This is a genomic window from Bradyrhizobium sp. USDA3516 (assembly GCF_057651995.1).
Window position 1 is genome coordinate 132,818 of the sequence record NZ_JBYGYN010000002.1, and the last position, 26,969, is coordinate 159,786.

A 26,969-nucleotide genomic window follows, 5' to 3' on the forward strand; every position below is an offset into this window, starting at 1 on the left:
TCAGGCCGCCTTTCGTTCCATGACGATGCTGCCGGCACCGTCGATATGGGCGTCGAAACTGGTGGAGACGAAGGTCGAGGTCTCGTCTTCCGCGATCACGGCGGGACCCGCGATGGTCGCTCCCGGCGCCATGTCCTCGCGCCGATAGAGCGGGATCTCGATCACCTCACCTGCCCGGCCGTCGAAGAATTTTCGGCTGCCGGACGCCTTGGCCGCGGGCTGGCGCGCGACCGCCGCAACGGCGGGCGGGTTGCGCGCCTCCGTGGTGGCGAGCACCGACCAGCTCAACACTTCGATCGCCGCGCCCGGGATCGGACGCTCGAACATCGCGGAATAGTCGGTCTCGAACTGCTGGCGCAGGGAGGCGAGATCGGCCGAGGTGAGCCGCCGGTTCGGCAGCTCGACGGTGATCTCGTGGCCCTGGCCGACATAGCGCATGAAAGCCGCGCGGCGCTCGCGCACCGGCGCGCCGGCAGCGCCAGGCTCGACCAGCGCGCGCGCTTCGGTCGCCATCTCCTGAAGCAAGTCAGAGACCGCCTCGGTATCGAAATCGTCGAGCCGGACATGTCGGCTGCGCACCAATTCATACGCGATGGGAGCCGCCAGGAACCCAACCGCCGAGCCGACGCCGGCATTCGACGGCACGATCACGCGGGAGACGCCGATCTTCTCGGCGACGCGCGCCGCATGCAGCGGTGCGGCGCCGCCGAAGGCAATCAGCGTGTGCTGGCCGACCACCGCGCCGCGCTCGACGGCGTGCACGCGCGCCGCGCTCGCCATGTTCTCGCAGACGACCTCGTGCACGGCATAGGCTGCCGTCTCCGCCGACAGGCCGAGCGGCGCACCGACATCGCGCAGCAGCGCCTGTTTCGACAGCTCCGGATCGAGCTTGATCGTACCGGCTGCAAAGGCGTCGGGATCGATCATGCCGAGCGCAACGTCGGCATCCGTCACTGCCGGACGCTGGCCGCCGCGGCCATAGCAGGCCGGCCCCGGCTCGGACGAGGCGCTCTCCGGGCCGACGGTGACGCGCTTCATGGCGTCGACATGCGCGATCGAACCGCCGCCGGCGCCGATCTCGACCATCTCGATCACGGGGATGCGCACCGGCAGGCCGGAGCCCTTGAGGAAGCGCGCGGCGCGATCGACCTCGAACACGCGTGAGGTCTCGGGCTGGTATTTCTCGATCAGGCAGATCTTTGCCGTGGTGCCGCCCATGTCAAAAGAGAGCACCTTGCCCTCGCCAAGACGCGCCGCGATCTGCGCCGCGAAGATGGCGCCGCCGGCCGGACCGGATTCGACGAGGCGCACCGGAAAGCGCCGCGCTGTCTCGATCGATGTGACGCCGCCGCCTGACGTGACGAGGTAGATCGCGCCGCGGAACTGCTCGACCTGCAGGGCATCGGCCATGCGGGCGAGATAGCCGTCGATCAGGGGTTGCACATAGGCGTTCGCGACCGCAGTCGATGTGCGCTCATACTCGCGAATTTCGGGACAGACGGCGGAAGACATCGTCACGGAGATGCCGGGCATCTCCTCGGCCAGGATCGCCGCTGTGCGCCGCTCATGTTCGGGATTGGCGTAGGAGTGCAGGAAGGCGATCGCGACGCTCTCGACGCCGAGCTCGTGCAATTTCGGCGCGAGCGCGCGCACCGAAGCTTCGTCCAGCGGGAGGCGGACGGCCCCGTGGGCGTCGATGCGCTCGGGCACGGTGAAGCGGAGGCTGCGTGGCGCCAGCGGCTTCGGCTTGTCGATGCCGAGGTCGTACTGGTCGTAGCGGCTCTCGGTGCCGATATCGAGCACGTCGCGAAAGCCTTCGGTTGCGATCAGCGCCGTCTTGGCGCCGCGCCGCTCGATGATCGCGTTGGTCGCGAGCGTCGTGCCGTGGATGAAGACGTCGATATCGCTGATATGCGCGCGTGCATCGGCAAGAATGAGCCGCATCCCGTCCAGCACCGCCTGCTCAGGCCGCTGCGGCGTCGTCAGCACCTTGCGGGTCTTGCGGTCTTGTCCCACGTCCAGCACGATGTCGGTGAACGTGCCACCGATATCAACGGCAAGCCGCACCTCGGCTCCCTCGAGCATTCCAAATTCTCCGTGCTGGTCGTCAAGACTGGGTTCAAAAAGCGCAGCAATTCCCGTGCCATGAGGCATGCCGGCAACGCTGTGCCCGGCTATTTTGCGCGGCACCTATGCAATAGGCAAGGCGTGTTCGCCCCTCGGCGATCAGAGCAGGAATGCAAGCGCGGCTTCGCAGCGCTCCTCGACCTTCAGCGTCAAGAGATCGTCGGCGCGGGTGCGGCCGAGATTGACCGCGGCGATCGGAATCTGCCGTTTCGCGGCGGCCTGCACGAAGCGGAAGCCGGAATAGACCATCAATGACGAGCCGACGATCAGCATGGCATCGGCCTGCGCCAGATGATCCTGCGCCGTGGCCACCACCTCGCGCGGCACGTTCTCGCCGAAGAACACCACGTCGGGCTTGAGGATGCCGCCGCAGGCTTCGCAAGGAGGCACCTCGAAGCAGGAAAAATCCTCATGCTCCAGATCGGCGTCGCCGTCGGGCGCATCCGCGGCATCGAGCATCAGCCATGCCGCATTGGCGCGGCCAAGATCGTGCTGAAACTCCTCGCGCGGCGTCTTCGCCCCGCAACCCATGCAGCGGACCAGATCGAGCCGGCCGTGCAGGTCGATCACCTGGCGGTGGCCGGCCGACTGATGCAGCCGGTCGACATTCTGCGTCAGCAGCATCCCGCACCGCCCATTCGCCTCGAGCCGGGCCAAAGCGCGATGCGCATCGTTCGGCTTCGCCTGGCCGAACCGCCGCCAGCCGATCAGGCTGCGCGCCCAATAGCGCCGGCGCGTAAGCTCGTCCGACATGAAGGCCTGGAAGTTGACCGGCTGGGTGCGCTTCCAATTGCCCTGGCTGTCGCGGTAGTCGGGAATGCCCGAATTGGTGCTGCAGCCGGCGCCGGTCAGCACGAAGAGATTTTCGTGCCGCTCGACGAAATCCTGGAGCGATCTGTTTCCCGGCGCAGCCTTTGTCATGGCGCAAATGTAGTTTGCGCAGGTGCTCTTTACCAGATCACGCGCGTCGGCGGCGCGCAGCCGCCCGGACGGGTGGCTATCACGAGGGCCGGCGCCCTGTGAGGTCGGGCGGAGGAGCCTGCCCTTGTCCTGCGATGCGGGCGGCCTGCTGCAGCGTGCGCCGGAATTCGTCCCGCTTCTCGTGCACCGAGGCGATCGCATGACCGACTGCAACGCCGAGGCCGACCAGCGCGGCTTCGGAGAGTTGCAGGCTCGCCTCGATCGTTTCCGGCACCGCATCGGTTGCGCCGATCGCATAGAGGTGGCGGGCATGATCGGCGTCCCGCGCGCGCGAGACGATCAGCACGTCCGGCCGCACCGCGCGGATTCGCTCGACGACGGCGTCGATCGCCGGCCGTGATTGGATGGTGATGATCACGCCGGTCGTCTGCATCAGGCCGCAGGCTTCGAGGAAACCCGGCTCCGTCGCATCGCCGAAATAGACCTTGTGGCCGTCGCGGCGGTCGCGCGCCACGCCGACCGCCTCGTGATCGACGGCGATGTAGTTCAGGCCGTGGCTTGTCAGCAGCGAGCAGACGACTTTTCCAACACGGCCGTAGCCGACCACGATGGCTTGCGCCTGATCGCCGGGCGGCCGAACCGCAAGCTCGGGATCGGGCGCGCGTTCGCTGCCCAGCTTCGCGGCCAATTTTCGTCCGAGAATGCTCAGAAGCGGTGTCAACGCCATCGTCACCGCGGTGACGGCCACGGCAAAGCTCGATACGCGGGGCTCGATCAGGTCGCCGGCCGCCGCCATTCCGATGCTGACGAAGGCGAATTCGCCGACGGGGCCCAGCAGGAAGCCGATCTCGATCGCCGCCCGCCATGACAGCCTGAAAAGGCGGCCCAAGATGACGAGCACGATCGCCTTGCCGACGACAATGCCGACGACGGCCGCCAGCAGCCAGCCGGGCTCCCGCGCGAACACGCGGAAGTCGATGGCCATGCCGACGGTGAAGAAGAAGATGCCGAGCAGCAGGCCCTTGAACGGCTCGACGGTGGCCTCGATGGCTTTGCCGTACTCGGTCTCGGCCAGCATCAGTCCTGCAACGAATGCTCCGAGCGCCATCGACAGGCCGGCCTGGTGGGCGGCAAGCCCTGCGCCGACGATGACGAACAGGGTCGCGGCAACGAACAACTCCGTCGAATGGGTGCCTGCCACCATCTGGAAGAGCGGACGCATCAGCAGCCGTCCAATCAGAATCAGGAAGACGACGACCAGCGCCGCCTTCAGGATCGCGCTGGAGATGTGCGCCACGACCGAGCCGCCACTACCCGCACCGAGCACCGCCACGAAGACCAGAATTGGCACTACGGCGAGATCCTGGGCCAGCAGCACCGCGAAGCTGGCGCGCCCGGCTGTGGTCGCAAGCCGTCGCTCGGCGGATAGAAGCTCGAGCACGATCGCCGTCGAGGACAGCGCAAGGCTCGCCCCGAGGATCACGGCCGTATCGGAGCTTTGTCCGAAGAGAAGCGCCGCGCCGAAGATCATGGCCGACGTCGCGAGGACCTGCAGGCCGCCGAGCCCGAACACCAGGCGCCGCATCGTGACGAGCCGACGCAACGACAGCTCGAGCCCGATCAGGAACAGCAGGAACACGATGCCGAGATTGGCGATACCCTCGACGTTCTGCGCGTCCGTCACGGTGAACCAGTACAGGACCGGGACGTCCTTGACGAGCGAGCCGAGCCCGAGCGGACCGAGGATCGCGCCGGCACCGAGATAACCCAGCACGGGATTGATGCCCCAATGCCGGACCATCGGCACCACCACGCCGGCAGTCCCAAGGACCACCAGCGCGTCGCTATAGGCATTGATGTTGATGGTTGTGGTCACGAGCCCGTCATGTGTCGGCGTCTGCCAATAGCCGCAGCGTAACCCAGGGTCGATAGCACACGGCGCCGCAGCCAACCCCCTGGTCCACCCTCCCGCGCGCCGACACCGGTCCGAAACTGACGTTCAGCTCGCCCAGTTCTCGCGAAACTCCGGAAACAGCGTCATACCTCCGCAGGCGTAGATGGTCTGCCCGGTGATGTAGCTGGCGTCGTCCGAGGCGAGGAAGGCGAACACGGCGGCGATTTCTTCCGGCGTGCCGACTCGCCCCATGGGAATGTGGGAGGTGACGACACCGCGCTTTTCCGGATCGCCGGTCCAGGCCGCGTTGATCGGCGTATCGATCGCACCGGGACCGACCGCATTGACGCGGATACCGTGCCGCGCGAATTCGAGCGCCAGCGTGCGGGTGAGACCGGCCATACCGCTCTTGCTGATGGAATAAGCGAGATAGCCGGGCTTTGGGATGATCTGATGGACGCTGGAGCAGTTGATGATGCTGCCGCCTGCCCCGCGCGTGACGAAATGCGCCAGCGCCTTCTGCGCGCAGAGCACCGCGCCGTTGAGATTGACGTCGATGATGCGGCGATAGGTTTCGACGTCGAGCGCCTCGCTCGGCGATTCCCGCTGGAAGCCGGCATTGTTGACGAGACAATCGAGGCGCTTGAAGCGCGCCAGGACGGTCTCGAACATCGCGGCGATGTCCTGCTCATTGCCGATGTCGGCCTTGACGACGATATGGTCGAGCCTGCCGTGGCCGCGATCGCTCGACGCGGTTCGTGCAAGGGCAAGGGTCTCCTCGGCATTGCCGGCGTGGTTGAGATAGTTGATGGCAACGGTCGCGCCTTCCTGCGCCAGCCGGATGGCGACGGCGCGGCCGATGCCTTGGGAGGCGCCGGTCACCAGCGCGTATTGGCCGACGAGGCGCGAGGGAAACGGGGTGGAGCGTTGGGTTTGCGGCATGTGTTCTCTCCGGGATGCATCATCATGGACGGAACCGGCGTTTTGTTCCATCCCAGCCGGGGTTGAGCCGAGTCGCGACGGCGAGGTCCGTATCCAAGAGAGAACAATCGGGCTGAAGTCCGGTGCACCGATCAAGGGCGTGCCAACAGACAAAAATGTGATTGTCGCTTCTGCGGCGCCCATCACATGATGCAAATCATGCACGATCAATCCGTTCCAGAGCCTGCATTATGACACAAATTGCGATCCCGTCAGCCATTCAGCGCCGGCACCAGCCCTGGTACAAGATCCTCTACGTCCAGGTGCTGATCGCGATCGCACTCGGCGTGCTCATCGGCTATGTCTATCCCGATCTCGGCAAGGCCTTGAAGCCGCTCGGCGACGGCTTCATCGCGCTGATCAAGATGATGATCGCGCCTGTGATCTTCTGCACCGTGGTGCACGGCATTTCCTCGATGGGCGATCTGAAGCGGGTCGGCCGGGTCGGGCTGAAGTCGCTGATCTATTTCGAGACGGTCTCGACCGTGGCCCTCGCGGTCGGCCTTCTGGTCGGCGAGATTCTCCAGCCCGGGCGCGGCTTCAACATCGATCCGGCGACGATCGACCCGAAATCGGTGGCGACCTACGTCACCAAGGCCCACGAAGAGGGCATCGTCGCCCACCTGATGGCGATCATTCCCGACAGCTATCTCGGCGCCATTGCGCGCGGCGACCTCTTGCAGGTGCTGCTGATCTCGATCCTGTCCGGCTTCGCCATCGCCTTTCTCGGCAAGGCCGGCGAGCCCATTGCGGACGCGATCGACAAGGCGGCGAAGATGTTCTTCGGCATCATCCGCATCATCGTGCGCATCGCGCCGATCGGCGCCTTCGGCGCCATGGCGTTCACCGTCGGCGCCTACGGCCTCGGCTCGCTGCTCAATCTCGCCGCCCTGATCGGCACGTTCTATCTGACCAGCATCATGTTCGTGCTGATCGTGCTGGGCTCGATCGCGCGGCTCGCCGGCTTCTCGATCCTGCGCTTCATCGCCTATATCAAGGATGAGCTCTTGATCGTGCTCGGCACCTCCTCCTCCGAGACCGTGCTGCCGCAGATGATCCAGAAGATGGAGCATCTCGGCGCTTCACGCTCGGTGGTCGGCCTCGTCATCCCGACCGGCTACAGCTTCAACCTCGACGGCACCAACATCTACATGACGCTGGCGACGCTGTTCCTGGCGCAGGCGACCAACACCCATCTGACCATCTGGCAGGAGCTCGGCATTCTCGGCATTGCCATGATCACCTCCAAGGGTGCCTCGGGCGTGACCGGCGCCGGCTTCATCACGCTCGCTGCGACGCTGTCGATCGTACCTGATATCCCCATCCAGTCGATCGCGATCCTGGTCGGCATCGACAAGTTCATGAGCGAATGCCGCGCGCTCACCAACCTGATCGGCAATGGCGTTGCCTGCGTCGTCATCAGCATCTCCGAAGGCGAGCTCGACCGCGACGCGCTGCACGAGACCATGGCGCATCCGCTGGAGATGGGTGAGGCGCTGGAGCCGGGTGGAGGCGCGGCCTCGTAGGCGCGCAATCGGTGAGCAGACGACGCCTGGTTCCGATGCGGTAGTTTCCCGGAGTAGAAAATCGATGCGGTCCGCGCCACAACAATGGCGTTGGGATCACGGATTGATACTCATTTTTTCCGCCCGACGCGCTGGGGGCAGGGCGTCGGGCTTTTGATAATCGTTGCCGCACACGATGTCGCGGCGGCTCATATTCCCTCTCAATGCGCTGGCAAGGTCGGGCGATCGCCCGATCTCGGTCCGCCGATCGCGATCAGCCCTTCAGCGCCGTCACGACCACCTCGATCAGCGCGCCGCCGCCGAGATCGGCGACGCCGACGGTGGCGCGGGTCGGCAGATTGTCGCCAAAGAATTCGGTCCAGGCCGCGTCCATCTCCTTCTTCTTGGAGAGATCGGTGACGAAGATCGAGGCGCTGACCACGCGCGACGTGTCGGTTCCCGCTTCCTTCAGATAGCCGGCGATCTTGCCGAGGATGTTGCGGGTCTGGTCAGCCATGGAAACCGAGGTGTCGTCGGCAATGGTGCCACCGAGAAAGACGAAGCCATTGGCTTCGACGGCGCGGTGCATGATGGGCGTGCGGATGCTGCGGGTGATGCTCATGATGTCCTCTTGTTGTTAGAGCGTCGTGGGATGGAAACGGTCGATGCCGAGATCGCTGATGCGGGTCTGGGTGCCGCCGTTGACGATCAGCTCCGCCATCACGGCGCCGGCGCCGGGCCCGAGCTGAAAGCCGTGCAGCGAGAAGCCGAACTGGTGATAGAGGCCCTTGTGACGCGAGCTCGGCCCGAACACGGGAATGTCGTCCTTCATCTTGGCCTCGATGCCGGCCCAGGCGCGGACGATGGTGGCGCTGCGCATCACCGGAAACAGCTCGAACACGGTCTGCGCGCTGGTCGCAAGGCTCTTCCAATCCAGCACCGTCTCGTTGCGATCCTGATAGGGTGTCGCCAGATGGCCGCCGCCGATCAGCACGGTGCCGTTCTTGAACTGCTTGAAGGAGAGCTTTCGACCGCGAAGGATGACGACGGGATCGATGAAGTGCGGCACGCGCGAGGTGATCATCAGCATCGGCGCGACGGTCTCGACCGGCACGGGTTCGCCGAGCGCGGCCGCGATCCTGCCGGCCCAGGCGCCGGCGGCGTTGACCAGCACCGGCGCGGCGTAGGTGTCCGGGCCGACATCGACATGCCAGAGGCCGTCACGGTACCGGATATTGCCGGCCGCCACGCCCTCACGCACGGTCGCGCCAAGCTGCTCGGCCTTGCGGCGGAATGCCGTCGTCGCCTGGGCCGGATTGGCCGCACCGTCGCGGCGCGAGACCACGCCCCCGGGACAGGTCTCGGCGACCGCCGGCACGAGACGACGCAGCTCAGTCGCGTCGATCAGCTCTTCATGGGTGAAGCCGAGGGCGTTGAGCTCGGCGACGCGGGCGCGGCAGAGCGCGAGCTCCTCCTCGTTCTCCGCAACCAGCACCTGGCCGTAGCTCTCAAAACTGCAATCGTCATCGAGGAGATCCGAAATCTTCTCCCAGATCCCCATCGAGCGGATCGAGAGTGGAATTTCGGGGATGTGCCTCGCGAGCTGGCGCACGCCTCCGGCGTTGACGCCAGAGGCGTGACGGCCGGCATAGTCCTTTTCGATCAACACCGGCTTCAGGCCGGCGAGACACAGATGCAGCGCGGTCGAGCATCCGTGGATGCCGCCGCCAATGACGATTGCATCCACGTTTGTGCTCATCCGCGCACCACGGCCTTGACGTCTGCTTCGCTCTTCGGAACGGCGGCGAGCTCGGCCAGCGTGATCGGCTTCACCGGCGCGCGCAGTCGGTAATAACCGATCTCCTGCGGCGTCTTCCCGCGCGCCTGCGCCATCAGCTCGGTGACGGTGAGGCCGCAGAGCCGGCCCTGGCACGGGCCCATGCCGGTGCGGCGATAGGCCTTGAGTTGGTTCGGCCCGGTCGCCCCGATCGCGACGGAATCGAGCACGTCCTTCGCGGTCACCTCCTCGCAACGGCAGACGATGGTGTCGCCCGAAGGAATCCGGAACTGCGGCGCGGGGCGGAACAGTGTGTCGAGGAAGACGCGACCGCGCTCGGCCTTGGCGAGGTTGGAACGGAGCGTCGCCATCGCGGGGAACTTTGCGGCTGCCGCGGGCGCCAACGCTTCGACGGCGGCGCGCGCGGCAATGCGGCCACGCACCACCGCTGCATTGGCCCCGCCGATGCCGGCACCGTCGCCGGCGATCGCGATGCCGGCGACCGACGAATTGCCGCTGGCGTCCAGCACCGGCGACCAGCACAATTGCAGATCGTCCCAGCGATGCTCGATGCCGGCGGACATCGCCAGGTTAACGTTGGGCACGACGCCCTGATGCAGCAGCAACAGATCGGCGGGAATGGTCTCGCGCTTGCCGCGGGCCACATAGCTCACGCTGGCAAGCTGGCCGTCACCGGACGCCGATAGCTCGGCGACGCCAGAGACGACCTGCACCTTCGCCTTCACCTCGCGCACCATCGACAGGCCCTTGGCGAAATAGGGCGAGGTCAGGAAGGCGAAAGCGTGCGGAAGCGCGGCGAGATAATTGCCGCGCTCGGTGGTGTCGAGGATGCGATCGATGCGGCCGCCAAGCCGCAGGATCTGCGCGGCGAGCAGCCAGAGCAGCGGCCCCTGCCCTGCGATCACCGTGCGTCCGTCGGGCACCAGGGCCGAGGACTTCAGCATGGTCTGCGCCGCGCCCGCGGTCATCACGCCCGGCAGCGTCCAGCCGGGAATCGGGAATGGCCGCTCCAGCGCGCCGGTCGCGAGGATCACGCGCTTGGCCTTGACGAAGGCGGACGCGCCGCCGATCGATACGGCGATGTCGAGATTGCGGTCGAGGCTCCAGACCGTGGCACGCTGGATGACTTCCGCGCTGCTTGCGTGCAGCGACTGCACAAGATCGGCCCCGGCCCAATAATCGGCGCCGAGCTGATTGCGCTCGGTGACCGGCGTCGAGGCGATGGCGCGAAACACCTGCCCGCCAGGGCCGATGTTCTCGTCGAGCAGCAGCGTGGACAGGCCGGCTTCGGCGGAGGTCGCAGCGGCTGCAAGGCCGGCGGGCCCGGCGCCGATCACCACGACGTCGTAATTTTCGCGCTTGGGAGCCACACTCATTTTCCGATCTCCCGCTTGCCCTTCTGGATCTCGATCTGCATGCCCTCGGCAACGGGCACGAGGCACCCTTGCCGGTTGCCGACGCCGTCGACGGTAACGAGGCAGTCGAAGCACACGCCCATCATGCAATAAGGCAGACGCGGCGCGCCGCTGACTGCGGTGGAACGCCGTGCGTCGCAGCCGGAGGCTAGCAGCGCGGCAGAGACGGTGTCGCCCTGGCGCGCCGCGACGGCGACGCCGTCGACGAAGATCTGCACCTGTGGCCGCTTGTCCTGTTCGGATCGCTTGAACATGGGGGTGCCTCTTGGCTCCTTCAGAATCTCTAGTAGCCGCTACTGTTCGCAGCACCCGCGCCGCCAAAACGGCTGGCCGAGAACGCGCCGACCAGTTCCGGCTCGAGCGCGCCCTGCGCCACCATGCGCGCGATCTCGAAGGCGTGGTTGGAGGCGAGCGTCACGCCGGAATGGCAGCAGGCGACGAAAGCGCCGGGATGCGTCTCCGACTGGTCGTAGATCGGAAAGCCGTCCTGCGGCATCACGCGAATGCCGGACCAGCTCCTGACCACGTTGAGCCGCGCCAGATGCGGAAACATCCGCTGCGCGCGATCGGCCATGACGCCGCTGATCGACGGCTTCAGCGTGCGGTCGTCGAGCTCGTCCTCCTTGCTGTCGCCGATCATCACCGTGCCCTCGTCGGTCTGGCGGATCGTCGTCAGCGGATGCGGCAGGAACGGCATAGTGCGCTCGGTCACGACGACCTGGCCGCGGGTCGGGCCCATCGGCGCAAAGAGGCCGACCATCGGCGCCAGCGTCTGGTTGGCGTTGCCGGCGGCGAGCACGATCTTGGCTGCACGCAGCTCGCCTTTCGGCGTCGTCAGGCGAAATTCGCCGCCGCTCTTGCTGATCGCCGAGACCGGGCGCTCCGGAAAATAGTCGATGCCGAACGCAATGAAGCCGGTGTGAAACGCGCGGAACGTGCGCAGCGAATTGACATGGCCGTCGAGCGGACAATAGCTGCCGCCGGAGACCTCGGGGCCGATCAGCGGCAGCGCCTTCTTCACCTCGGTCGGCCGCAGCATTTCCATCTTGTAGTCGGCCGCGCCGACCTGGTTGTGCATGCGCTTGACGAGCTCGGTGCGCTGGCCGAATTCGTCCTCGCCGAGCGTGAGATGGAAGCCGCCATTCTGCTGCAAGGAGACGTCGAGGCCGGTCTGCTGCTTCAGCTCGGAGGCCAGCCGGCCCCAGGCCTGCGAAGCCTGCACGGTCCACACCGTATAGGCGGGCATGCCGAGCCCCTTGCTCTGCACCCACACCAGCGCAAAGTTCGCGCGCGAGGCGCGCTTGGTGATGTCGCCTTCGTCGAGCACGGCGACTTTCTTGCCGAGCCGGCCGAGGCCCCAGGCAATAGCGGAGCCGAGCAGTCCGCCGCCGACGACGGCGACGTCGTATTCTCCTGGCATGAGTTCTCCTATCGTCCCGTATCGCCCTTGCCGGCGAGCACACGGTCGAGCCCGTAGAAGCGGTCGAGCAGAATGAGGGCGGCCATGGTGATTGCGATCACGCAGGCCGAGACCGACGTCACAAGCGGATCGATGTTGTCTTGGATGTAGAGAAACATGCGGACCGGCAACGTCTCGGTCCCCGGCGCCGCAAGGAAGACGGTCATGGTGAGATCGTCGAAGGACTGGATGAAGGCGAGCGCCCAGCCGCTGATCACGCCGGGCAGGATCAGCGGGAGCGTCACGCGGCGGAACAGCGTCCAGCCGCCGGCGCCGAGCGAGACCGCCGCCATCTCGACCGTGCGGTCCATGCCGGTCGCCGCCGCCAGCGTCAGCCGCAGCGCGAACGGAAACACGATGATGACATGCGCGACGATCAGCGCCGCGAAGCTGCCGCCGAGACCGGCCGAAGTGAAGAAGCGAAGGAAGGCGATGCCGAGCACGACGTGCGGGATCATCAGCGGCGACAAGAACAGCGCCGCCAGCACATCACGACCACGGAAGCGATAGCGTGCGATCGCCAGCGCCGCCGGCACCGCGAACAGCAGCGCCACGAGGGAGGACAACGCGCCAAGGCCGAGGCTGACCCAGAAGGCGTGGATGAATCCGGGGTAGTTCGCAATGGTCCTGAACCAGCGCAGCGAGAAGCCGTTGGTCGGCAGCGACAGATATCCTTCGGGCGTGAAGGCGACGAGGCAGACCACCAGGATCGGCGCCACCATGACGATGACGAAGACGGTGTGGAAGATCAGCGCGAGCGGACCGTTCCGGCTCATCGGAACACCTCGGCATAGCGGCGTTCGATCAGCGCGTTGCTGCCGACGACGATCAGGACCAGCGCGACCAGCAGCAGCGTTGCGACCGCAGCGCCCAGCGGCCAATTCAGGGTGTTGAGGAACTCGTCATAGGCAAGCGTCGCGGCGACCTTGAGCCGGCGGCCGCCGATGATCGCGGGCGTCGCGAAGGCGCTGGCCGAGAGCGAGAACACGATGATCGCCCCCGACAGCACGCCCGGCATGATCTGGGGCATGATGATGCGGCGGATGATGGTCGCAGGGCCCGCGCCGAGCGACATCGCGGCATTCTCGATCTGCGGATCGAGCCGCTGCAGCGCCGCCCACACCGAAAGCACCATGAACGGCATCATCACATGCGCGAGCGCGATCACCACGCCTGTTTCGGTGAACATGAAGGGAATGGGGGAGCCGATCAGCCCGAGCGACATCAGCAGCTTGTTGACGAGGCCATTGTTGCCACCAAACAGCAGGGCCCAGCCCAGCGTTCGCGCCACCACGGAGATCAAGAGCGGCCCCAGAATGACCAGCAGGAAAAAACTCTTCCAGCGGCCGCTCATGCGGTTGAGGATATAGGCTTCGGGCGCGCCGAGCAGCGCGGTGAGCAGCGTGGTCAGGATCGCGATGCGGAAGGTCCGCCAGAACATCTCGGCGTAATAGGGATCGGTCGCGATCTCGTGCCAGTTCTTGAGGATGAAGACCGGCTCGATGCCCTTGTACTGGCCCCAATCGTGGAACGACAGCATCACCGTCATCGCCAGTGGAATCAGCAGCACGCCGACGAACAGCATCAAGGCGGGCGCGGTCAGCACCCACGGCGCGCGCGTGCTGCGCTCCTCGGCCGCCATGCTCATGCGCCGGCCCTCGCGCGCACGCTCATGTCCTCGGGCCGCCAGGTGAGGCGAACCGCGTCGCCTTCGGCCGGCTGCGCTTTGCCGTCGTTCTGGCGGATCACGATCGCCGGGCCGCATTCGCTGTCGCACTGGAACAGCCAGTGATTGCCCTGGAAGATGCGCGTGATGATCTTTGCGCTGAGCCCGGTATCGCCAAAGCCGATTCTTTCGGGACGAACGCTGACGATGACGGGACCGCCGAGCCCGGCCGGCGCCGGTGCGCGCCAGGAGCCGGCCACCAACTGCGTCGGCGCGACGGTCCGGTCGATCGTTCCGGCAAAATCATTGGTCTTGCCGAGGAATTGCGAGACGAAGGCCGAGGCCGGGTTCTCATAGGTTTGCTGCGGCGTGCCGATCTGCTCGATCTTGCCCTGGCTCATCACCACGATGCGGTCGGACAGCGACATCGCCTCGTTCTGGTCATGCGTGACCAGGATCGTGGTGGTGCCGACGGTGCGCTGGATCTGGCGCAGCTCGATCTGCATCTCCTCGCGCAGCTTGGCGTCGAGGTTCGACAGCGGCTCGTCGAGCAGCAGCACGCTCGGCTTGATCACCAGCGCACGCGCCAACGCCACGCGCTGCTGCTGGCCGCCGGACATGCGGCGGGGGTGACGGTCCTCGTACCCGGCGAGGCCCACCATCGCGAGTGCGGCGCGGACGCGCTCGGACCTTTCAGCGCGCGGCACGCCACGCATCTCCAGGCCAAAGGCGACGTTCTCCGCCGCGGTCATGTGCGGAAACAGCGCGTAGCTCTGGAACACGATGCCGAGGCCGCGCTTGGCCGGATGGATCGCGGTCAGGTCCTTGCCCTCGAGGCGGATCGCGCCGCGCGTCGGATCGAGGAAGCCCGCGATCATCTGCAAGGTCGTGGTCTTGCCGCAGCCGGACGGGCCGAGGAAGGAGATGAACTCCCCCTTCCCCACCGACAGGCTGAAGTCATCGACCACGGTCTGCGTGCCGAACTGCTTTGCGACCCGATCGAGCTCGAGATAGGCCATGGCGCTGTCTCCGCGGCGACCGATCAGCGTTCGACCTCGCGATTCCAGCGCTTGGTCCACTCCTCGCGCTTCTCGTTGATGACGGTCCAGTCCGGATTGTAGAGCTTGGCCGCGCGCTCGCCGATCGGTGCCATCTTGCCGAGCTCCGGCGGGATCACCAGCGATTTCAGCACCGGGCCGTAGCCGTAATCCTTCAGCAGCACGAGCTGGGTTTTTGGATCGAGCAGCATCTTGACGAAGCTCGCCGCGAGCGGCGAAGCATTGGGCTTGTTGATCGGACACGCCGTGGTCAGCAGCGTCGCTGCGCCTTCCTTGGGATAGACGAAGTCAACGGGGAAGCCGGTATTGGCGAAGCTCTGCACACGGCCGGTGCCCCACACCGCGATCACCGCCTGGCCGGACTGGAACAGCTCGGTCATCTTGCCCGGCGACGGCTCATAGGCCAGCACGTTTGGATTGATCTGCTCTTTGAAGATCTTGAAGCCGGACTCGACGTTGGTCTCGCCGCCGCCGTTCATCTTCGACAGCATCACCAGCGCTTCGAGGCCGTAGGTGTTGTTGATCGGAGGAATCACGAGCTGTTTTGCGTATTTCGTGTCCTTCAGGTCGTTCCACGAGGTCGGCGGCGCCCAGCCTTTTTCCTTGAACACCTTCGTGTTGTACATCAGGCCGGTGGCGACGATGCCGATCGCGACCGCGCGATCGTCCTTGAAGCGCGCAGTGTCGTAGAGATCGGCGGGCAGGCCGTCGAGCTTGCCGCAGAAGCCGAGCTGGATCGCCTGGTACATCGGGCCGTCGTCGACGATGGCGACGTCGATCTGCTGGTTGCCCTTCTGTGCCTGGAGCTTGGCCAGAGTGTCGGTGGAGTTGCCGGCGACGTATTCGACCTTGACGCCGTTTTCCTTCTCGAAGGCCGGGATCACCTCGTCGCGAATGGTCTTCTCGAACGAGCCGCCATAGCCGGCGACATACAGCGTTTTCTGCTGGGCCGAGGCGACAGAGGGGGCGGCAATGAGCGCTGCGATGCTGACCGCGGTCAGAAGGCGAAAAGTCTTCATGTGGACCGATCTCCAATACCGGAATGAGGTGACGTGCCGACGAGTCTCGCTGGCTGAAGCGCGTTGCCGCATTCCCTTCCGCGCCAATCCGCTTTCGATCAGGGCTCCGGCCCCCATTCGGCGGGTTTTGGCGCGATCTGGAGGTTTGAACCCCTCCAATCTGCCGAAAAAGCGGGCTGTCTCCAGTCCTGATGAAAAAGATCGCAGACCTGTACTTCCATCGTCCAATGAATAATGGCACCCTCTGCATGCCGAAATGTTATGATTGGACGATGGAATGGCGCGGATCAATTCGCGGCAGGTGGAAGCCTTCCGGGCGACAATGCTGACGGGCAGCGTGACCGAGGCGGCGGCGCTGATGAAGGTGACGCAGCCGGCCGTCAGCCGGTTGCTGCGCGACCTCCAGGCCCTGCTGAAAATGGAGCTGTTCGAGCGGCGCGGTACCGGCCTGGTGCCAACCGCCGCGGCGATGGCGCTTTACACCGAGGTCGAGCGTTCCTTCGTCGGCCTCGAACGCATCACGGCGGCGGCGGAAGAAATCCGCGGCCGGCGCACGGGCTCGCTGCGCATCGCAGCACTGCCGGCGCTGTCGAACGGCTATCTGCCGCGGCTCACCGGTCACTTCCTCAAGGAGCGGCCAAACCTCAACCTGGCCTTCTTCGGTGTCATCTCGCCGATCGTGGTCGACTGGGTGCTGAACAATCAATGTGACGTCGGCTTTGCCGAGGTGCCGATCGCGCATTCCGGTCTGCCGAGCCAGCGGCTGCCGGCGCCGGCGCGCGTCGCAGTGTTGCCGACCGGTCATCGCCTCGCGGAAAAGGAAGTCCTGGAGCCGCGCGATTTCGAGGGCGAGACCTTCATCTCGCTGTCGGCGGGATCGTCGAGCCGGCATCTCGTCGACCAGGTCTTCCACCGCCATGATGTCCGCCGCGTGCTGCGCGTCGAGACCACGCTGTCGGAGATCATGTGCGGTATGGTCTCGTCAGGGCTTGGCGTCGCGATCTGCGATCCCTTCACGGCGCAGGAGTTTGCAACGCGCGGTGTCGTCGTGCGCCGCTTCCTGCCGCGCATCGACTTCGAATTCTCCGCGGTGTTTCCGGCGCAGCGCAGTCCGTCGCCGGTGGCGCTGGACCTGGTCGAGACTATGCGCAAGGCGCTGGTGGAGTTTGAGGACGACGAACCCGGGGTCACCCGTTAAACGCGGCCTGCGCCTCCGGCAAATCCCAGATCTTACCGATCGCGGCGGTGCCGGCGGCAGTGATCGCGGCCTCATCCGCGCCGAGATAGCGTCCCTCATCGACCAGCACGCGGCCATCGACCACGACCTGATCGATATTAGCACGGTTGGCGAGTGCGATCAGCGCGCGGCGCGGGTCGAACAGCGGCTGCAGATGCGGATGGGTGAGATCGACCACCGTGAGATCGGCGGTCGCGCCCGGCTCGATGCGGCCGAGATCGGGCCGCTTGATGACGTCGGCGGCGACGGCCGTGTTCGCCTCGATCAGCTCGGGTGAGTTCGCGACGTCCGGGCGCGCGGAGGTGACCTTGGAGATCAGCGACGCCGCATTGAGCTCGCCGAGCAAGTCCATGTTGTAGCCGTCGGTGCCGACCACGGTGCGCACGCCGTGCGCGGCGAAGCGGCTGAACGCTGCTGTGATGCCGGCACGCGCGAACACGCGGGGGCAGTTCAAGACGGTCATGCGGCGCGCGGCCATCAGCTTGAGATCGTCGTCGCTCGAGAACATGCAATGCGCCGCCATCAGGTCGGGCGCGAGCAGGCCAAGCCAGTCCAGATATTCCGCCGGCGTGCGGCCGCCGTAGCGCTTGCCGATGGTCTCGACCTCGGCGCGGCTCTGCGCCATGTGCGTGGTGATGGGAACGCCGAGCTCGCGCGCCCGCGCGGCGCAGGCCTTCAAGAGATCAGGACCGCAGGTGTCGGTGGCATGCGGGCTCATCGCAAGGCTGATGCGGCCGTCGCCGCGATTGTTCCAGCGCTGGTAGAGCGCGTCCCACGTCGCCATGTCCGCGGCGCCGTCGTCGCCGGAATAGTGCACCACACCGTCGGGCCCGGCCTTGGCATCGGACGTCGAGAACAGATAGGGCGCGCCATAGAAGCGGATGCCCATCTCCTCCGCCGCGTCGAACATCTCCGGGATCGAGTTGCGGAACGGCTCCATCACCGTGGTGGCGCCGCCCTTGAGCAGCTGGAGAATGCCGAGCCGCGCCACCGCCAGCCGTTCTTCCGCCGACAGGATATCGGCGCCGCGCTTGGTCAGCGGCAGCAGCACCGTGTAGACGATGCTCTGGTTGTTCTTGCGGCCGTTGCCGTCCTCGGTGTGACTGCGTGCCACCGCTTCGGAGAAGCAGTGATTGTGCAGGTTCAGAAGGCCCGGCAATACGAAGCGGCCGGGACGGTCATAGATCCGATCCGCGCGCGGTCTGTCGCGCGTGATCGCTGCAATCTTCTTGCCTTCGACCAGAACCCAATGGTCGCGCAGCACGTCCTGCGCGCCGTCTTTCCGTGACAGCACATAGCTGCCGAAGATGGCTGTGGTGCTCATGCGGGGCGTACGTTCCAGAACACGGCGGTGCCGTCGAGAATGCCGGTGATCGCCTTGCGATAGGCCGTTGGCTGCTTGTAGAGGCCGATCGGAATATAGGGGATTTCCTCGAACGCCACTCTCTGGACTTCGCGGCAGATGCGCTGCTGCTCGGCGAGTTGGGAGGCCGCCAGCCATTGGCTGCGCAACTCGCCCATCCTCGTGCTCGCATACCAGCCGGCGACCTTGCCTTCGCCGCGAATGTTGGTGTTGCCGGCCGGGTTGAGCCAGTCGATTCCCTGCCAGTTGCCGACGGCCGCGCTCCAGCCGCCCTGTCCGATCGGGTCCTTCTTCAACTGGCGCTGCAGCACGACGGCGAAATCGAGCCCGGCATATTCGACGTTCATGCCGGCCTTGCGCAACGAGTCCACCGCGATCTCGCCGAGCGGCTTCTGCGCCAGCGAGTTGGTGGGGACGAGCAGCACGATCTTCTCGCCGTTATAGCCGGCGGCCTTGAGCTCAACCTTGACCTTGTCGTAGTTGCGCGGGCCGCGGAACACGTCGAGCCCGACGTCGTTCGCCATCGGCGTACCGGGTGCGAAATAGCCGATCGGTGAGACCTGGAACGCCGGATCGGTGCCGGCGACGGCGGTCATGAACGCGGACTGATCGATCGCACCCAGGAGCGCGCGGCGAATGGCGGGATTGTCGAACGGCGGCTGCAGGTGGTTGAGGCGCAGCATGCAGGCGTAGCCTCTGGGATCGAGGACGCGCGTCTCGATGTCGCCGGCGGCCTTGATGACCGGCAAGAGATCGTGCGGCGTGGTCTCCTGCCAATCCTGCTCGCCGGTCTGGAGCGCGGCAACGCCGGTGCCGGCATCGGGCGTCGTGGTCCAGACCACGCGATCGTAGTGCACGATCTTCGGCCCCGCGGTCCAATCCGGCTTGCCGTCGGTGCGCGGCTGGTAGCGCTCGAATTTGGCATAGGCGTTGCGCGCGCCCTGCACGCGTTCGTCGGCGAGATAACGGAACGGACCGCTGCCGATGACCTCGGTGAGCGGCTTGAACGGATCCTGGCTCGCCAGCCGCTCCGGCATCATGAAGCAGGCATTGATCGCGGCCTTGCCGAGCGCCTGCGGCAGCAGCGGAAAAGGACGCTTCAGACGGAAGCGGATGGTGCGGTCGTCGGCAGCCGAGAGCTCGGCGGTCGCCTCCATCAGCTCGCCGCCAAAGCCGTCACGAGCGGCCCAGCGGCGGATGCTGGCAACGCAATCGCGCGCCAGCACCCGCTCGCCGTCGTGCCAGAACAGACCGTCGCGAAGCGTGAGATCCCATTGCAGCTGGTCGGCGGAGATGACGTGGCCCGACAGCATCTGCGGCGAGACCTGGAGCGAGGCGCTCATGCCATACAGCGTATCGTAAACCATGAAGCCGTGGTTTCGCGACACCTGCGCAGTCGAATAGATGGGATCGACGAAGGCAAGATCGATGACCGGGATGAAACGCAGCGTAGACTGCGATTCAGCGCGGACGATGCCCGGCAGCGACAGCGCCGGCAACGCTGCGCCGGCCTTGAGGAGCGAGCGGCGGGAAATGGACATTATCGGGTACCGGCTTCGTGACGCAGGAAGTTTTTCGCGATGTTCTCGCCGGTGGTGATCCAGACATCCGGGCACGACTTTGCGTAGGTCAGGAACTCGCGCAGCAGACGCAGCCGCATCGGGCGGCCGCTGCATTGCGGATGCAGCACCGTTGTCACCATCGCGCCCCAGTCGCGCACCTCATCCAGCTCGTCCTTCCACATCGAGAGTACGTGTTCCTTCGGGAAGATCGAGCGCGGACTGAAGCGCGCCGACAGGCCGTGCATCCAGTCGTCATAGCTCGCGGTCACCGGCAGCTCGATCGTGCCGGGCCTGCCGTCGGCGAGGCGATGGCGATAGGGCCTGACGTCGTCGCGGAACGAAGACGTGTAGACGATGCCGTGACGCACCAGCGCGACGCGCAGTTCCTCCGTGAACTCGCCATAGGGCGCGCGATAGCCGGTCGGCTTGACGCCAAGCCGGCGCTTCAGCGCCTCGAAGCCGCGCTCCAGCTCCTCCTCGATCCAGGGATCGCCGGGATCCGGCAGCAGATGGTGATAGCCGTGATGGCCGATCTCGTGACCGGCCTTGAGGATGGACTCCGCCATCGCCGGATGCGCGTCGACCGACCACCCCGTGACGAAGAACGTCGCCTTGAGATCGAGCTGGCCGAGCAGCTCCAGCAGTTTTGGCGTGCCGACGCGCGCCTCATAGCCGCCATAGCTCATGGTGATGAGCCGCTGCGCATGCAACGCGTCCTTGCTGGTCCAGGCACTCTCGGCGTCCACGTCGAACGACAGGAACATCGCGGATGTGTACGGCTTCGGCCACGGATATTCGGGCGCGGGATCGGCGGTGTTGGCCGGAACAAGCGGAATGCTCTGGAGTGCCTTACTGTCCAGCATTGATGGTCGCCTTCTCGATTGCGTTGTCGCTCAATTTCCACTTCGCCAGCAGCGTCTTGTAGGTGCCGTCCGCGATCAGCGCATCGACCGCCTCCAGCATTGCCTGCTGCAATGCCTTCTCCTTCACCGGCAGAGCAATGCCGGTGAATTGCTGTGCGATGGGCTCGCCCACGGTCGCATAGGTGTTGGGCTCGAGGTCCATGATGTAGGGCAGCGTTTCATTGCCCTGGGCGGCGGCATCGATGCGGCCCTGCCGCAGCTGGGTGCGCGCATCCGCCGAGCCGTCGGTGCCGACGACCTGGATCGGATTGCTGCCGCAGTTCTTCTCGCTCCACGCGGTGATCTGGGCGGGGAACATGGTGCGGCGGCTCGAGCCGACCTTCTTGCCGCACAGTGACGTCGCATCCTTGAATTCCGCCTTGCGCGACGCCTGCACGAAGAACTGCGGGCCGCTGCGCAAATAATCGACGAAGGTCGCGACCTCGTGCCGGCTCGCATAATCGGTGAAGCCGGACAGGATGGCATCCACCCGCCCGGTCGAGATCGAGGGCATGAACTCGGCAAAGCTGGTCTCGGTCCATTCGATCTTGAGGCCGAGCTTGCGGCCGATCGCTTCGCCGAGATCGACGTCGAAGCCGGAGAGCGCGTTGGTGGCGGGATCGCGGAACTCCATCGGCGGATAGTTCGGCACCACCGCGACCTTGATGCTGCCGCGCTTGGCTATCTCAGGCGGCAATTCGGCCGCCATTGCCGACGCGTTCATGAAGCCCAGAAATCCCGCCGCAAGCAAAAATCTCTTCATCACATACCCCCAATGTCAGATCACTGCCGAAAGAAATGCCTTGGTGCGCTCCTCGCGCGGCGCGCCCAGCACGTCCGAAGCGCGGCCCTGCTCGACGATCGCGCCCTGGTCCATGTAGACGACGCGGTCGGCGACCTCGCGGGCGAAGCCGAGCTCGTGCGTCACCACCATCATGGTCATGCCGCTTCGCGCCAATTCCTTCATCACCGCGAGCACCTCGCCGACGAGCTCGGGATCGAGCGCGCTGGTGGGCTCGTCGAACAGCATCAGCATCGGCTTCATGGCGAGCGCCCGGGCGATCGCGACACGCTGCTGCTGGCCGCCGGAGAGCTGCGCCGGATAGGAATCCGCCTTGGCCGACAAGCCGACGCGGCGCAATAGCTCGAGCGCCTCGGCGCGCACCTCGTCCGGCTTGCGCCCCTGCACCTGGGTCGGACCTTCCGTGATGTTCTCCAGCGCGGTCTTGTGCGGAAACAGGTTGAAGCGCTGGAACACCATGCCGGTCTTGAGCCGCTGCCGCCCGATCTCGCGCTCGCTCAGGCGATGGAGTTTTCCGCCTTGCTCGCGCACTCCGAGCAGCTCGCCGTCGAGCCAGATGCCGCCGGCATCGATCGTGGCGAGCTGATTGATGCAGCGGAGCAGCGTGGTCTTGCCGGAGCCGGAGGCGCCGATCAGACACATCACCTCGCCGGGCCAGACGTCGAGCGAGACGTTCTTGAGAGCCTGGAACTCTCCAAAGTTCTTGGCTACGGAGCGGATCGCGACGAGCGGTTTTGTCATCGCGCCAGCCGCAATGTGCCGCGCGCAAAGCGGCGTTCGAGCAGCATCTGCAGGGGTGTCAGGATCGAGACCACCAGCAGGTACCAGAGCCCGGCGACGATCAGGAGCTCGATGACGCGGGAGTTGGCGTAGTAGATGTTCTCGGCATTGTGCAGCAGCTCCGGATACTGGATCACGCTCGCGAGCGAGGTCGCCTTCACCATGCCGATGAACTCGTTGCCGAGCGGCGGGATCACCACGCGCATCGCCTGCGGCAGCACGATCCGGCGCAGCGCCCGCAGCCGCCCCATGCCGATGGCCTGCGCCGCCTCGTATTGCCCGATATCGACCGACAGCATGCCGGCGCGCATCACTTCGGAGGTGTAGGCGCCCTGGTTGATGCCGAGCCCGAGCAGCGCGGCAAGGAACGGCGTCATGACGTCGACGGCGCGCGCGGACCACAGGCCGGGAATGCCGATGGTCGGAAACACCAGCGCGAGGTTGAACCACAGCAGCAGTTGCAGGATCAGCGGCGTGCCGCGGAACAGCCAAGTGTAGCCGGCCGCGACCGACTTCAGCACCGGATTGGGCGACAGCCGCATGATCGCGACGACGATGCCGAGAAAGATGCCGAGCATCATCGCCAGCACCGCCATCACCATGGTGTTGACGATGCCTTCGAGGATTACCTTTGCGGTCAGGAAGCGGCTGACATAGGACCATTCGATCTGGCCGTTCGCAAAGGCGCGCGCGATCGCCGCCAGAACGAGGACGATCAGGGCCGCGCTGGCCCAGCGAAACCAATGCGGCTCGCGCGCGATCCGCAGGCCCGACAGGTCGGGAAATCCTTGCGCGAGTGCCGGCGCCTGCTTCATTGCGGCGCCGCGTTCAGCATGGGCTGGGCGACTGCATTGGCCCCCAAGCCCCATTTGTCGAGAATGGCCTTGTACGAGCCGTCAGCGATCATCGCCGCCAGCTTCTCCGTCACGGCCTCACGCAAGGCCGCATCGTCCTTGCGGAACATGATGCCCTGATAGCCCCTGGCAAAGGGCTCGCCGACGATGCGATACTTGCCGGGCTCCTGTTGCTGCGCATAAGGCAACGTCTCGCTGCCCTGCACGGCGGCGTCGATGCGGCCCTGCTTGAGCTGGTTGCGGACGTCGATGGAATTCTCGCCCGGAACATACTGGATCGCGGGCTTGCCGGCCGGCTCGCAGTTCTGCTTGCTCCACTTCTCGATCTCGACCGGGAAGCTGGTGCTGCGGGTGGTGCCGACCTTCCTGCCGCAGAGATCGGTGGCGTCCTTGGCTACGCTCTCCGCCATCACGAAGAACTGCGGGCCGGTCGCGAGGTAATCGACGAAGTCGGCGGTCTCGCGCCGCGAGGCACGGTCGGAGATGCCGGAAATGATGAAGTCGGCCCGCTTGGTCGTGAGCGAGGGGATCAGCTCGGCGAACGGCGTCTCGCTCCAGACGATCTTCAGGCCTCCAAGCCGCTTGGCAAGCTCCTTCGCCAGATCGATGTCGAGCCCGACCAGCTCGTTGGTTGCGGGATCGCGATATTCCATCGGCGCGTAGGTGGAGTTGACCGTGAGCTTCAGCGTGCCGGCCTGCTTGATCTCCGCCGGCAGCTCGGCGGCTCGCGCCGACGTCACGGCAGCCAACACAGCGAAGGCAAGCAAATGCGAGAGGCGTGTCATGTCAGCTCCTTTTGCCAACGCCGCGACCGGCCGTTAGTCAATCCGCATCGAGAACGGCCGGCTCGATGATGCCGGCACGCTCGGTGATCACCCTGTATTGCTCGGGCCGTCGGTGGGCGGCGAAGTTGAACATCTTGTCCTTGCCCTGGCGGCAGAGGTCGAGATCGATGTCGGCGACGATCACCTCGTCGGCCAGCGTCTGGGCCTGCGCGACGATGCGGCCGTTGGGATCGACGATGCAGGAGCCGCCGATCAGGCCGGAGCCGTCCTCCTCGCCCGCCTTCGCCACCGAAATCGCCCAGGTCGCGTTCATGTAGGCGTTGGCCTGCGTCACCAGCGTCGAGTGGAAGGTGCGCAAGGCTCCGTCTTCGGTCGTGCCGCCGTTGGGATCGTAGGCCGCCGAATTGTAGCCGATGCAGACGAGCTCGACGCCTTGCAGGCCGAGCACGCGCCAGGATTCCGGCCAGCGACGATCATTGCAGATCATCATGCCCATGATGGCATGGGCCCAGGAAGACCCGGCGCGGAAGGCGGGAAAGCCGAGGTCGCCATATTCGAAGTAGCGCTTCTCGAGTTGCTGGTAGCGCGCGCCCGGACGCGGCTCGACCGAGCCCGGCAAGTGCACCTTGCGATAGCGGCCGAGAACCTCGCCGTCGCGATCGACCAGGATGGAGCAATTGTAGCGCCGCCCCTCCGGCGTCAGCTCGGCATAGCCGACATAGAAGCCGACGCGGAGCGCACGTGCGCGATCGAACAGCTTCGCCACCGCGGGGTTCGGCATGCTGCGCTCGAAATACGCGTCGAGGGCCTCGCCTTCGAGCAGCCAGCGCGGGAAGAAGGTGGTGAAGGCGAGCTCCGGAAACACCACAAGGCTCGCACCCCGACCGGCCGCCTCATCGAGCATGTCGAGCATCCGCGACAACGTATGCTCGCGCGTATCGGCTTTTTGCGTCGGGCCCATCTGAGCGGCGGCGGCGCGAAGGACACGAACCAAGATTGCCTCCAATCTGTGCGCAGTGCTGCCTCAATGGGCGAACGAACCCTTTGATGCGACGTGCAAATCCGCTGCCATTACGGGCAAGCACTGCTGCAAAATCAATTCGCGTTGCTATGATGATTTGGCCCCGACTATAATCGGCAGTGATATGAACCTGCGTCAGCTCGAGATCCTGCGCGCCGTGATCCGCCACCGCACCACGGTGGCGGCGGCGGACGAGCTGGCGCTGTCGCAGCCGGCGGTCAGCAACGCGCTGAAGACGATGGAGGCGCAGGCGGGCTTTGCGCTGTTCGAGCGCGTCAACAACCGGCTGTTTCCAACCGCCGAAGCGATGGCGCTGTACAAGGAGAGCGAGGCGATCTTTGCGCTGCACGCCAAGCTCGAGAACCGCGTGCGCGATCTGCGCGAGAACCGCTCCGGGCATCTCGCCCTCGTGGCGACGCCGCCGCTCGCCTACAGCATCATTCCGTCCGCGCTGTCGGGCTTCCTGCGCCGGCGACCGGAGACGCGCGTGTTCTTCGACGTACGGCGCTATGAGGGCATCATCGAGGGTGTGCTGAGCCGCGTCGCCGAGCTCGGCTTCGCGCTCGGACTGACGCATCATCCAGGGATCGCGCACGAGGTGGTGCACACCGGCGAGATGGTGTGCGTGCTGCCGCCGCAGCATCCGCTCGCGGAACGACCGGTGATCTCGGCCGCCGATCTCTCCGGCCTGCCCTTCATCGGGCTCGAACGCGGCACGCGCCTCGGCGAAGCCGTGCGCGACAGCTTTGCCCGCGCCGGCGCACCGTTTCGGCCGACGGTCGAGGTGCGCTACTGCAACACGGCCTGCGTGCTGGCCGCGGCCGGCGTCGGCGCCGCGGTGGTCGATCCCTTCTCGCCGCGGCAGAACGGCGGCAGCGGCCTCGTCGTCCGACCGTTCACGCCGACGACGCAGGCGATCGCCTATATGCTATGGTCGGAAGCCGAGCCGCTGTCGCGTCTGGCCAAGGCCTTTCTGAATGAGATCCGCAAGGAGAGCGCTCTGCTCGAGCGCACAGCGCCGCACCAGCAACATGGGGCAGAAAGCGGCTGAGCTTCGCAACCTTTTCACCGGGAGCCCATGGCACGCATCACCATCATCGAGACCGGAGAGGTGCCGCAAAAATACCGCGAGCGCCACGGTTCATTTCCGGACATGTTCGCGCGCATGATCCGCGCCGAGGAGCCGGCCGCGACGATCGAGGTGGTCAGCATCCCCAATGGCAATGCGCTTCCCGATCCGAGCAAGCTCGAGGCCGTCCTGATCACCGGCGCGGCGGCCGGCGTCTATGACGGGCTCGACTGGATCGCACCGCTGGAAGATTTCGTGCGGACCGCTTACGCCAACAAGACGCCGATGGTCGGTGTCTGCTTCGGCCACCAGCTGATCGCGCAGGCGCTCGGCGGCACCGTGCGCAAATCGGAGCAGGGCTGGGGCATCGGCCGGCATGTCTATCAGGTGCTGCCGGAGAACGGCGTCGTCGACGGCGAAGCGGTCGCGATCGCCGCCTCGCATCAGGACCAGGTGATCGAGCCACCGAACGACGCGCTGACGATCCTCTCCTCCGACTTCACCCCGCATGCCGGCCTGCTCTACGCCAACGGCGCGACGCTGACCGTGCAGCCGCATCCGGAATTCGATGTCGGGTTTGCGCAAGTGTGCTGCGAGCTGCGCGAAGGGAAAGTGCCGGAGGATGTTGTGGCCACGGCGAGGGCGTCACTGGCGGAGCCGATGGACAACGCGAAGCTGGGCGGGGCGATTGCGCGGTTTCTGACGAAGCGGTGAGCTCACCTCGCCCCGCTTGCGGGGAGAGGTCGGATTG

25 protein-coding genes are annotated in these 26,969 nt (G+C 65.8%); 4 read left to right on the plus strand and 21 right to left on the minus strand.

Annotated elements, in window-relative coordinates; genetic code table 11:
* The 4 genes from AC24YW_RS06535 to AC24YW_RS06550 form a co-directional block, all read right to left on the minus strand.
* Positions 1-2,085 carry a hydantoinase/oxoprolinase family protein gene (locus AC24YW_RS06535; RefSeq protein WP_487481965.1) on the minus strand — a complete coding sequence of 695 codons (2,085 nt, stop codon included), beginning with the start codon at positions 2,083-2,085 and terminating at the stop codon, positions 1-3.
* 141 nt (positions 2,086-2,226) lie between these two features.
* Positions 2,227-3,048: an NAD-dependent protein deacetylase gene (locus AC24YW_RS06540; protein ID WP_487481966.1), complete on the minus strand. Its 822-nt coding sequence runs from the start codon at positions 3,046-3,048 to the stop codon at positions 2,227-2,229.
* A gap of 79 nt (positions 3,049-3,127) precedes the next feature.
* Positions 3,128-4,924 (minus strand): cation:proton antiporter domain-containing protein, encoded by a 1,797-nt coding sequence (locus AC24YW_RS06545; RefSeq protein WP_487481967.1) that lies wholly within the window; start codon positions 4,922-4,924, stop codon positions 3,128-3,130.
* A gap of 123 nt (positions 4,925-5,047) precedes the next feature.
* The gene (locus AC24YW_RS06550) at positions 5,048-5,884 is read right to left on the minus strand and encodes an SDR family oxidoreductase (protein ID WP_487481968.1); all 837 of its coding nucleotides are present in this window, start codon (positions 5,882-5,884) and stop codon (positions 5,048-5,050) included.
* 230 nt (positions 5,885-6,114) lie between these two features.
* Here AC24YW_RS06550 and AC24YW_RS06555 point away from each other — a divergent pair, with 230 nt between their 5' ends.
* Positions 6,115-7,449 carry a dicarboxylate/amino acid:cation symporter gene (locus AC24YW_RS06555; protein ID WP_487481969.1) on the plus strand — a complete coding sequence of 445 codons (1,335 nt, stop codon included), beginning with the start codon at positions 6,115-6,117 and terminating at the stop codon, positions 7,447-7,449.
* Positions 7,450-7,702: 253 nt separating this feature from the next.
* Here the strand turns inward: AC24YW_RS06555 and AC24YW_RS06560 are convergent, their stop codons facing one another.
* Genes AC24YW_RS06560 through AC24YW_RS06600 form a run of 9 tightly spaced genes read right to left on the minus strand, consistent with a single transcriptional unit; the run spans position 7,703 to position 15,843 of the window.
* Positions 7,703-8,050: a RidA family protein gene (locus tag AC24YW_RS06560; protein WP_487481970.1), complete on the minus strand. Its 348-nt coding sequence runs from the start codon at positions 8,048-8,050 to the stop codon at positions 7,703-7,705.
* 15 nt (positions 8,051-8,065) lie between these two features.
* On the minus strand, positions 8,066-9,187 hold the full coding sequence (locus AC24YW_RS06565; protein WP_487481971.1) for an NAD(P)/FAD-dependent oxidoreductase: 1,122 nt from the start codon (positions 9,185-9,187) through the stop codon (positions 8,066-8,068).
* Complete coding sequence (locus AC24YW_RS06570) at positions 9,184-10,602, minus strand: FAD/NAD(P)-dependent oxidoreductase (protein WP_487481972.1); 1,419 nt, start codon at positions 10,600-10,602, stop codon at positions 9,184-9,186. The genes AC24YW_RS06565 and AC24YW_RS06570 overlap by 4 nt, the downstream gene beginning before the upstream one ends.
* A complete protein-coding gene (locus AC24YW_RS06575; RefSeq protein ID WP_487481973.1) occupies positions 10,599-10,895 on the minus strand; it encodes a (2Fe-2S)-binding protein in 297 nt (98 codons plus the stop codon). Before AC24YW_RS06575 ends, AC24YW_RS06570 begins: the two co-directional genes overlap by 4 nt.
* A 29-nt stretch (positions 10,896-10,924) precedes the next feature.
* Complete coding sequence (locus tag AC24YW_RS06580; protein WP_487481974.1) at positions 10,925-12,061, minus strand: NAD(P)/FAD-dependent oxidoreductase; 1,137 nt, start codon at positions 12,059-12,061, stop codon at positions 10,925-10,927.
* Between the two features lie 8 nt (positions 12,062-12,069).
* Positions 12,070-12,876, minus strand: a complete 807-nt coding sequence (locus tag AC24YW_RS06585) for an ABC transporter permease (RefSeq protein ID WP_487481975.1) — start codon at positions 12,874-12,876, stop codon at positions 12,070-12,072.
* On the minus strand, positions 12,873-13,748 hold the full coding sequence (locus tag AC24YW_RS06590) for an ABC transporter permease (protein WP_487481976.1): 876 nt from the start codon (positions 13,746-13,748) through the stop codon (positions 12,873-12,875). The genes AC24YW_RS06585 and AC24YW_RS06590 overlap by 4 nt, the downstream gene beginning before the upstream one ends.
* Positions 13,745-14,785 (minus strand): ABC transporter ATP-binding protein, encoded by a 1,041-nt coding sequence (locus AC24YW_RS06595; RefSeq protein WP_487481977.1) that lies wholly within the window; start codon positions 14,783-14,785, stop codon positions 13,745-13,747. The genes AC24YW_RS06590 and AC24YW_RS06595 overlap by 4 nt, the downstream gene beginning before the upstream one ends.
* Positions 14,786-14,808: 23 nt before the next feature.
* Positions 14,809-15,843, minus strand: coding sequence for an ABC transporter substrate-binding protein (locus AC24YW_RS06600; RefSeq protein WP_487481978.1), 1,035 nt, complete (start codon positions 15,841-15,843; stop codon positions 14,809-14,811).
* A 277-nt stretch (positions 15,844-16,120) separates the two neighbouring features.
* Here AC24YW_RS06600 and AC24YW_RS06605 point away from each other — a divergent pair, with 277 nt between their 5' ends.
* Entirely contained in the window at positions 16,121-17,041 is a 921-nt protein-coding gene (locus AC24YW_RS06605) for a LysR substrate-binding domain-containing protein (protein WP_487481979.1), read from the plus strand.
* On the opposite strand, the gene AC24YW_RS06610 is transcribed toward AC24YW_RS06605, so the two are convergent.
* The 8 genes from AC24YW_RS06610 to AC24YW_RS06645 are packed head-to-tail and all read right to left on the minus strand — an operon-like array spanning position 17,031 to position 25,122.
* Positions 17,031-18,404: an amidohydrolase family protein gene (locus AC24YW_RS06610; protein ID WP_487481980.1), complete on the minus strand. Its 1,374-nt coding sequence runs from the start codon at positions 18,402-18,404 to the stop codon at positions 17,031-17,033. The two genes, AC24YW_RS06605 and AC24YW_RS06610, sit on opposite strands and share 11 nt — an antisense overlap.
* The gene (locus AC24YW_RS06615) at positions 18,401-19,984 is read right to left on the minus strand and encodes an ABC transporter substrate-binding protein (protein WP_487481981.1); all 1,584 of its coding nucleotides are present in this window, start codon (positions 19,982-19,984) and stop codon (positions 18,401-18,403) included. The genes AC24YW_RS06610 and AC24YW_RS06615 overlap by 4 nt, the downstream gene beginning before the upstream one ends.
* Entirely contained in the window at positions 19,984-20,868 is an 885-nt protein-coding gene (locus tag AC24YW_RS06620) for a polysaccharide deacetylase family protein (protein WP_487481982.1), read from the minus strand. Before AC24YW_RS06620 ends, AC24YW_RS06615 begins: the two co-directional genes overlap by 1 nt.
* A complete protein-coding gene (locus AC24YW_RS06625; RefSeq protein WP_487481983.1) occupies positions 20,855-21,670 on the minus strand; it encodes an ABC transporter substrate-binding protein in 816 nt (271 codons plus the stop codon). Before AC24YW_RS06625 ends, AC24YW_RS06620 begins: the two co-directional genes overlap by 14 nt.
* Before the next feature lie 15 nt (positions 21,671-21,685).
* Positions 21,686-22,450, minus strand: coding sequence for an amino acid ABC transporter ATP-binding protein (locus AC24YW_RS06630; RefSeq protein WP_487481984.1), 765 nt, complete (start codon positions 22,448-22,450; stop codon positions 21,686-21,688).
* Positions 22,447-23,304: an amino acid ABC transporter permease gene (locus tag AC24YW_RS06635; protein ID WP_487481985.1), complete on the minus strand. Its 858-nt coding sequence runs from the start codon at positions 23,302-23,304 to the stop codon at positions 22,447-22,449. The genes AC24YW_RS06630 and AC24YW_RS06635 overlap by 4 nt, the downstream gene beginning before the upstream one ends.
* Complete coding sequence (locus AC24YW_RS06640) at positions 23,301-24,128, minus strand: ABC transporter substrate-binding protein (protein ID WP_487481986.1); 828 nt, start codon at positions 24,126-24,128, stop codon at positions 23,301-23,303. Before AC24YW_RS06640 ends, AC24YW_RS06635 begins: the two co-directional genes overlap by 4 nt.
* A gap of 37 nt (positions 24,129-24,165) precedes the next feature.
* On the minus strand, positions 24,166-25,122 hold the full coding sequence (locus tag AC24YW_RS06645; protein ID WP_487481987.1) for an N-carbamoyl-D-amino-acid hydrolase: 957 nt from the start codon (positions 25,120-25,122) through the stop codon (positions 24,166-24,168).
* A 151-nt stretch (positions 25,123-25,273) separates the two neighbouring features.
* Here AC24YW_RS06645 and AC24YW_RS06650 point away from each other — a divergent pair, with 151 nt between their 5' ends.
* Positions 25,274-26,200, plus strand: a complete 927-nt coding sequence (locus AC24YW_RS06650) for a LysR family transcriptional regulator (protein ID WP_487481988.1) — start codon at positions 25,274-25,276, stop codon at positions 26,198-26,200.
* Between the two features lie 27 nt (positions 26,201-26,227).
* On the plus strand, positions 26,228-26,932 hold the full coding sequence (locus tag AC24YW_RS06655) for a type 1 glutamine amidotransferase (RefSeq protein ID WP_487481989.1): 705 nt from the start codon (positions 26,228-26,230) through the stop codon (positions 26,930-26,932).
* Positions 26,933-26,969 lie beyond the last annotated feature (37 nt).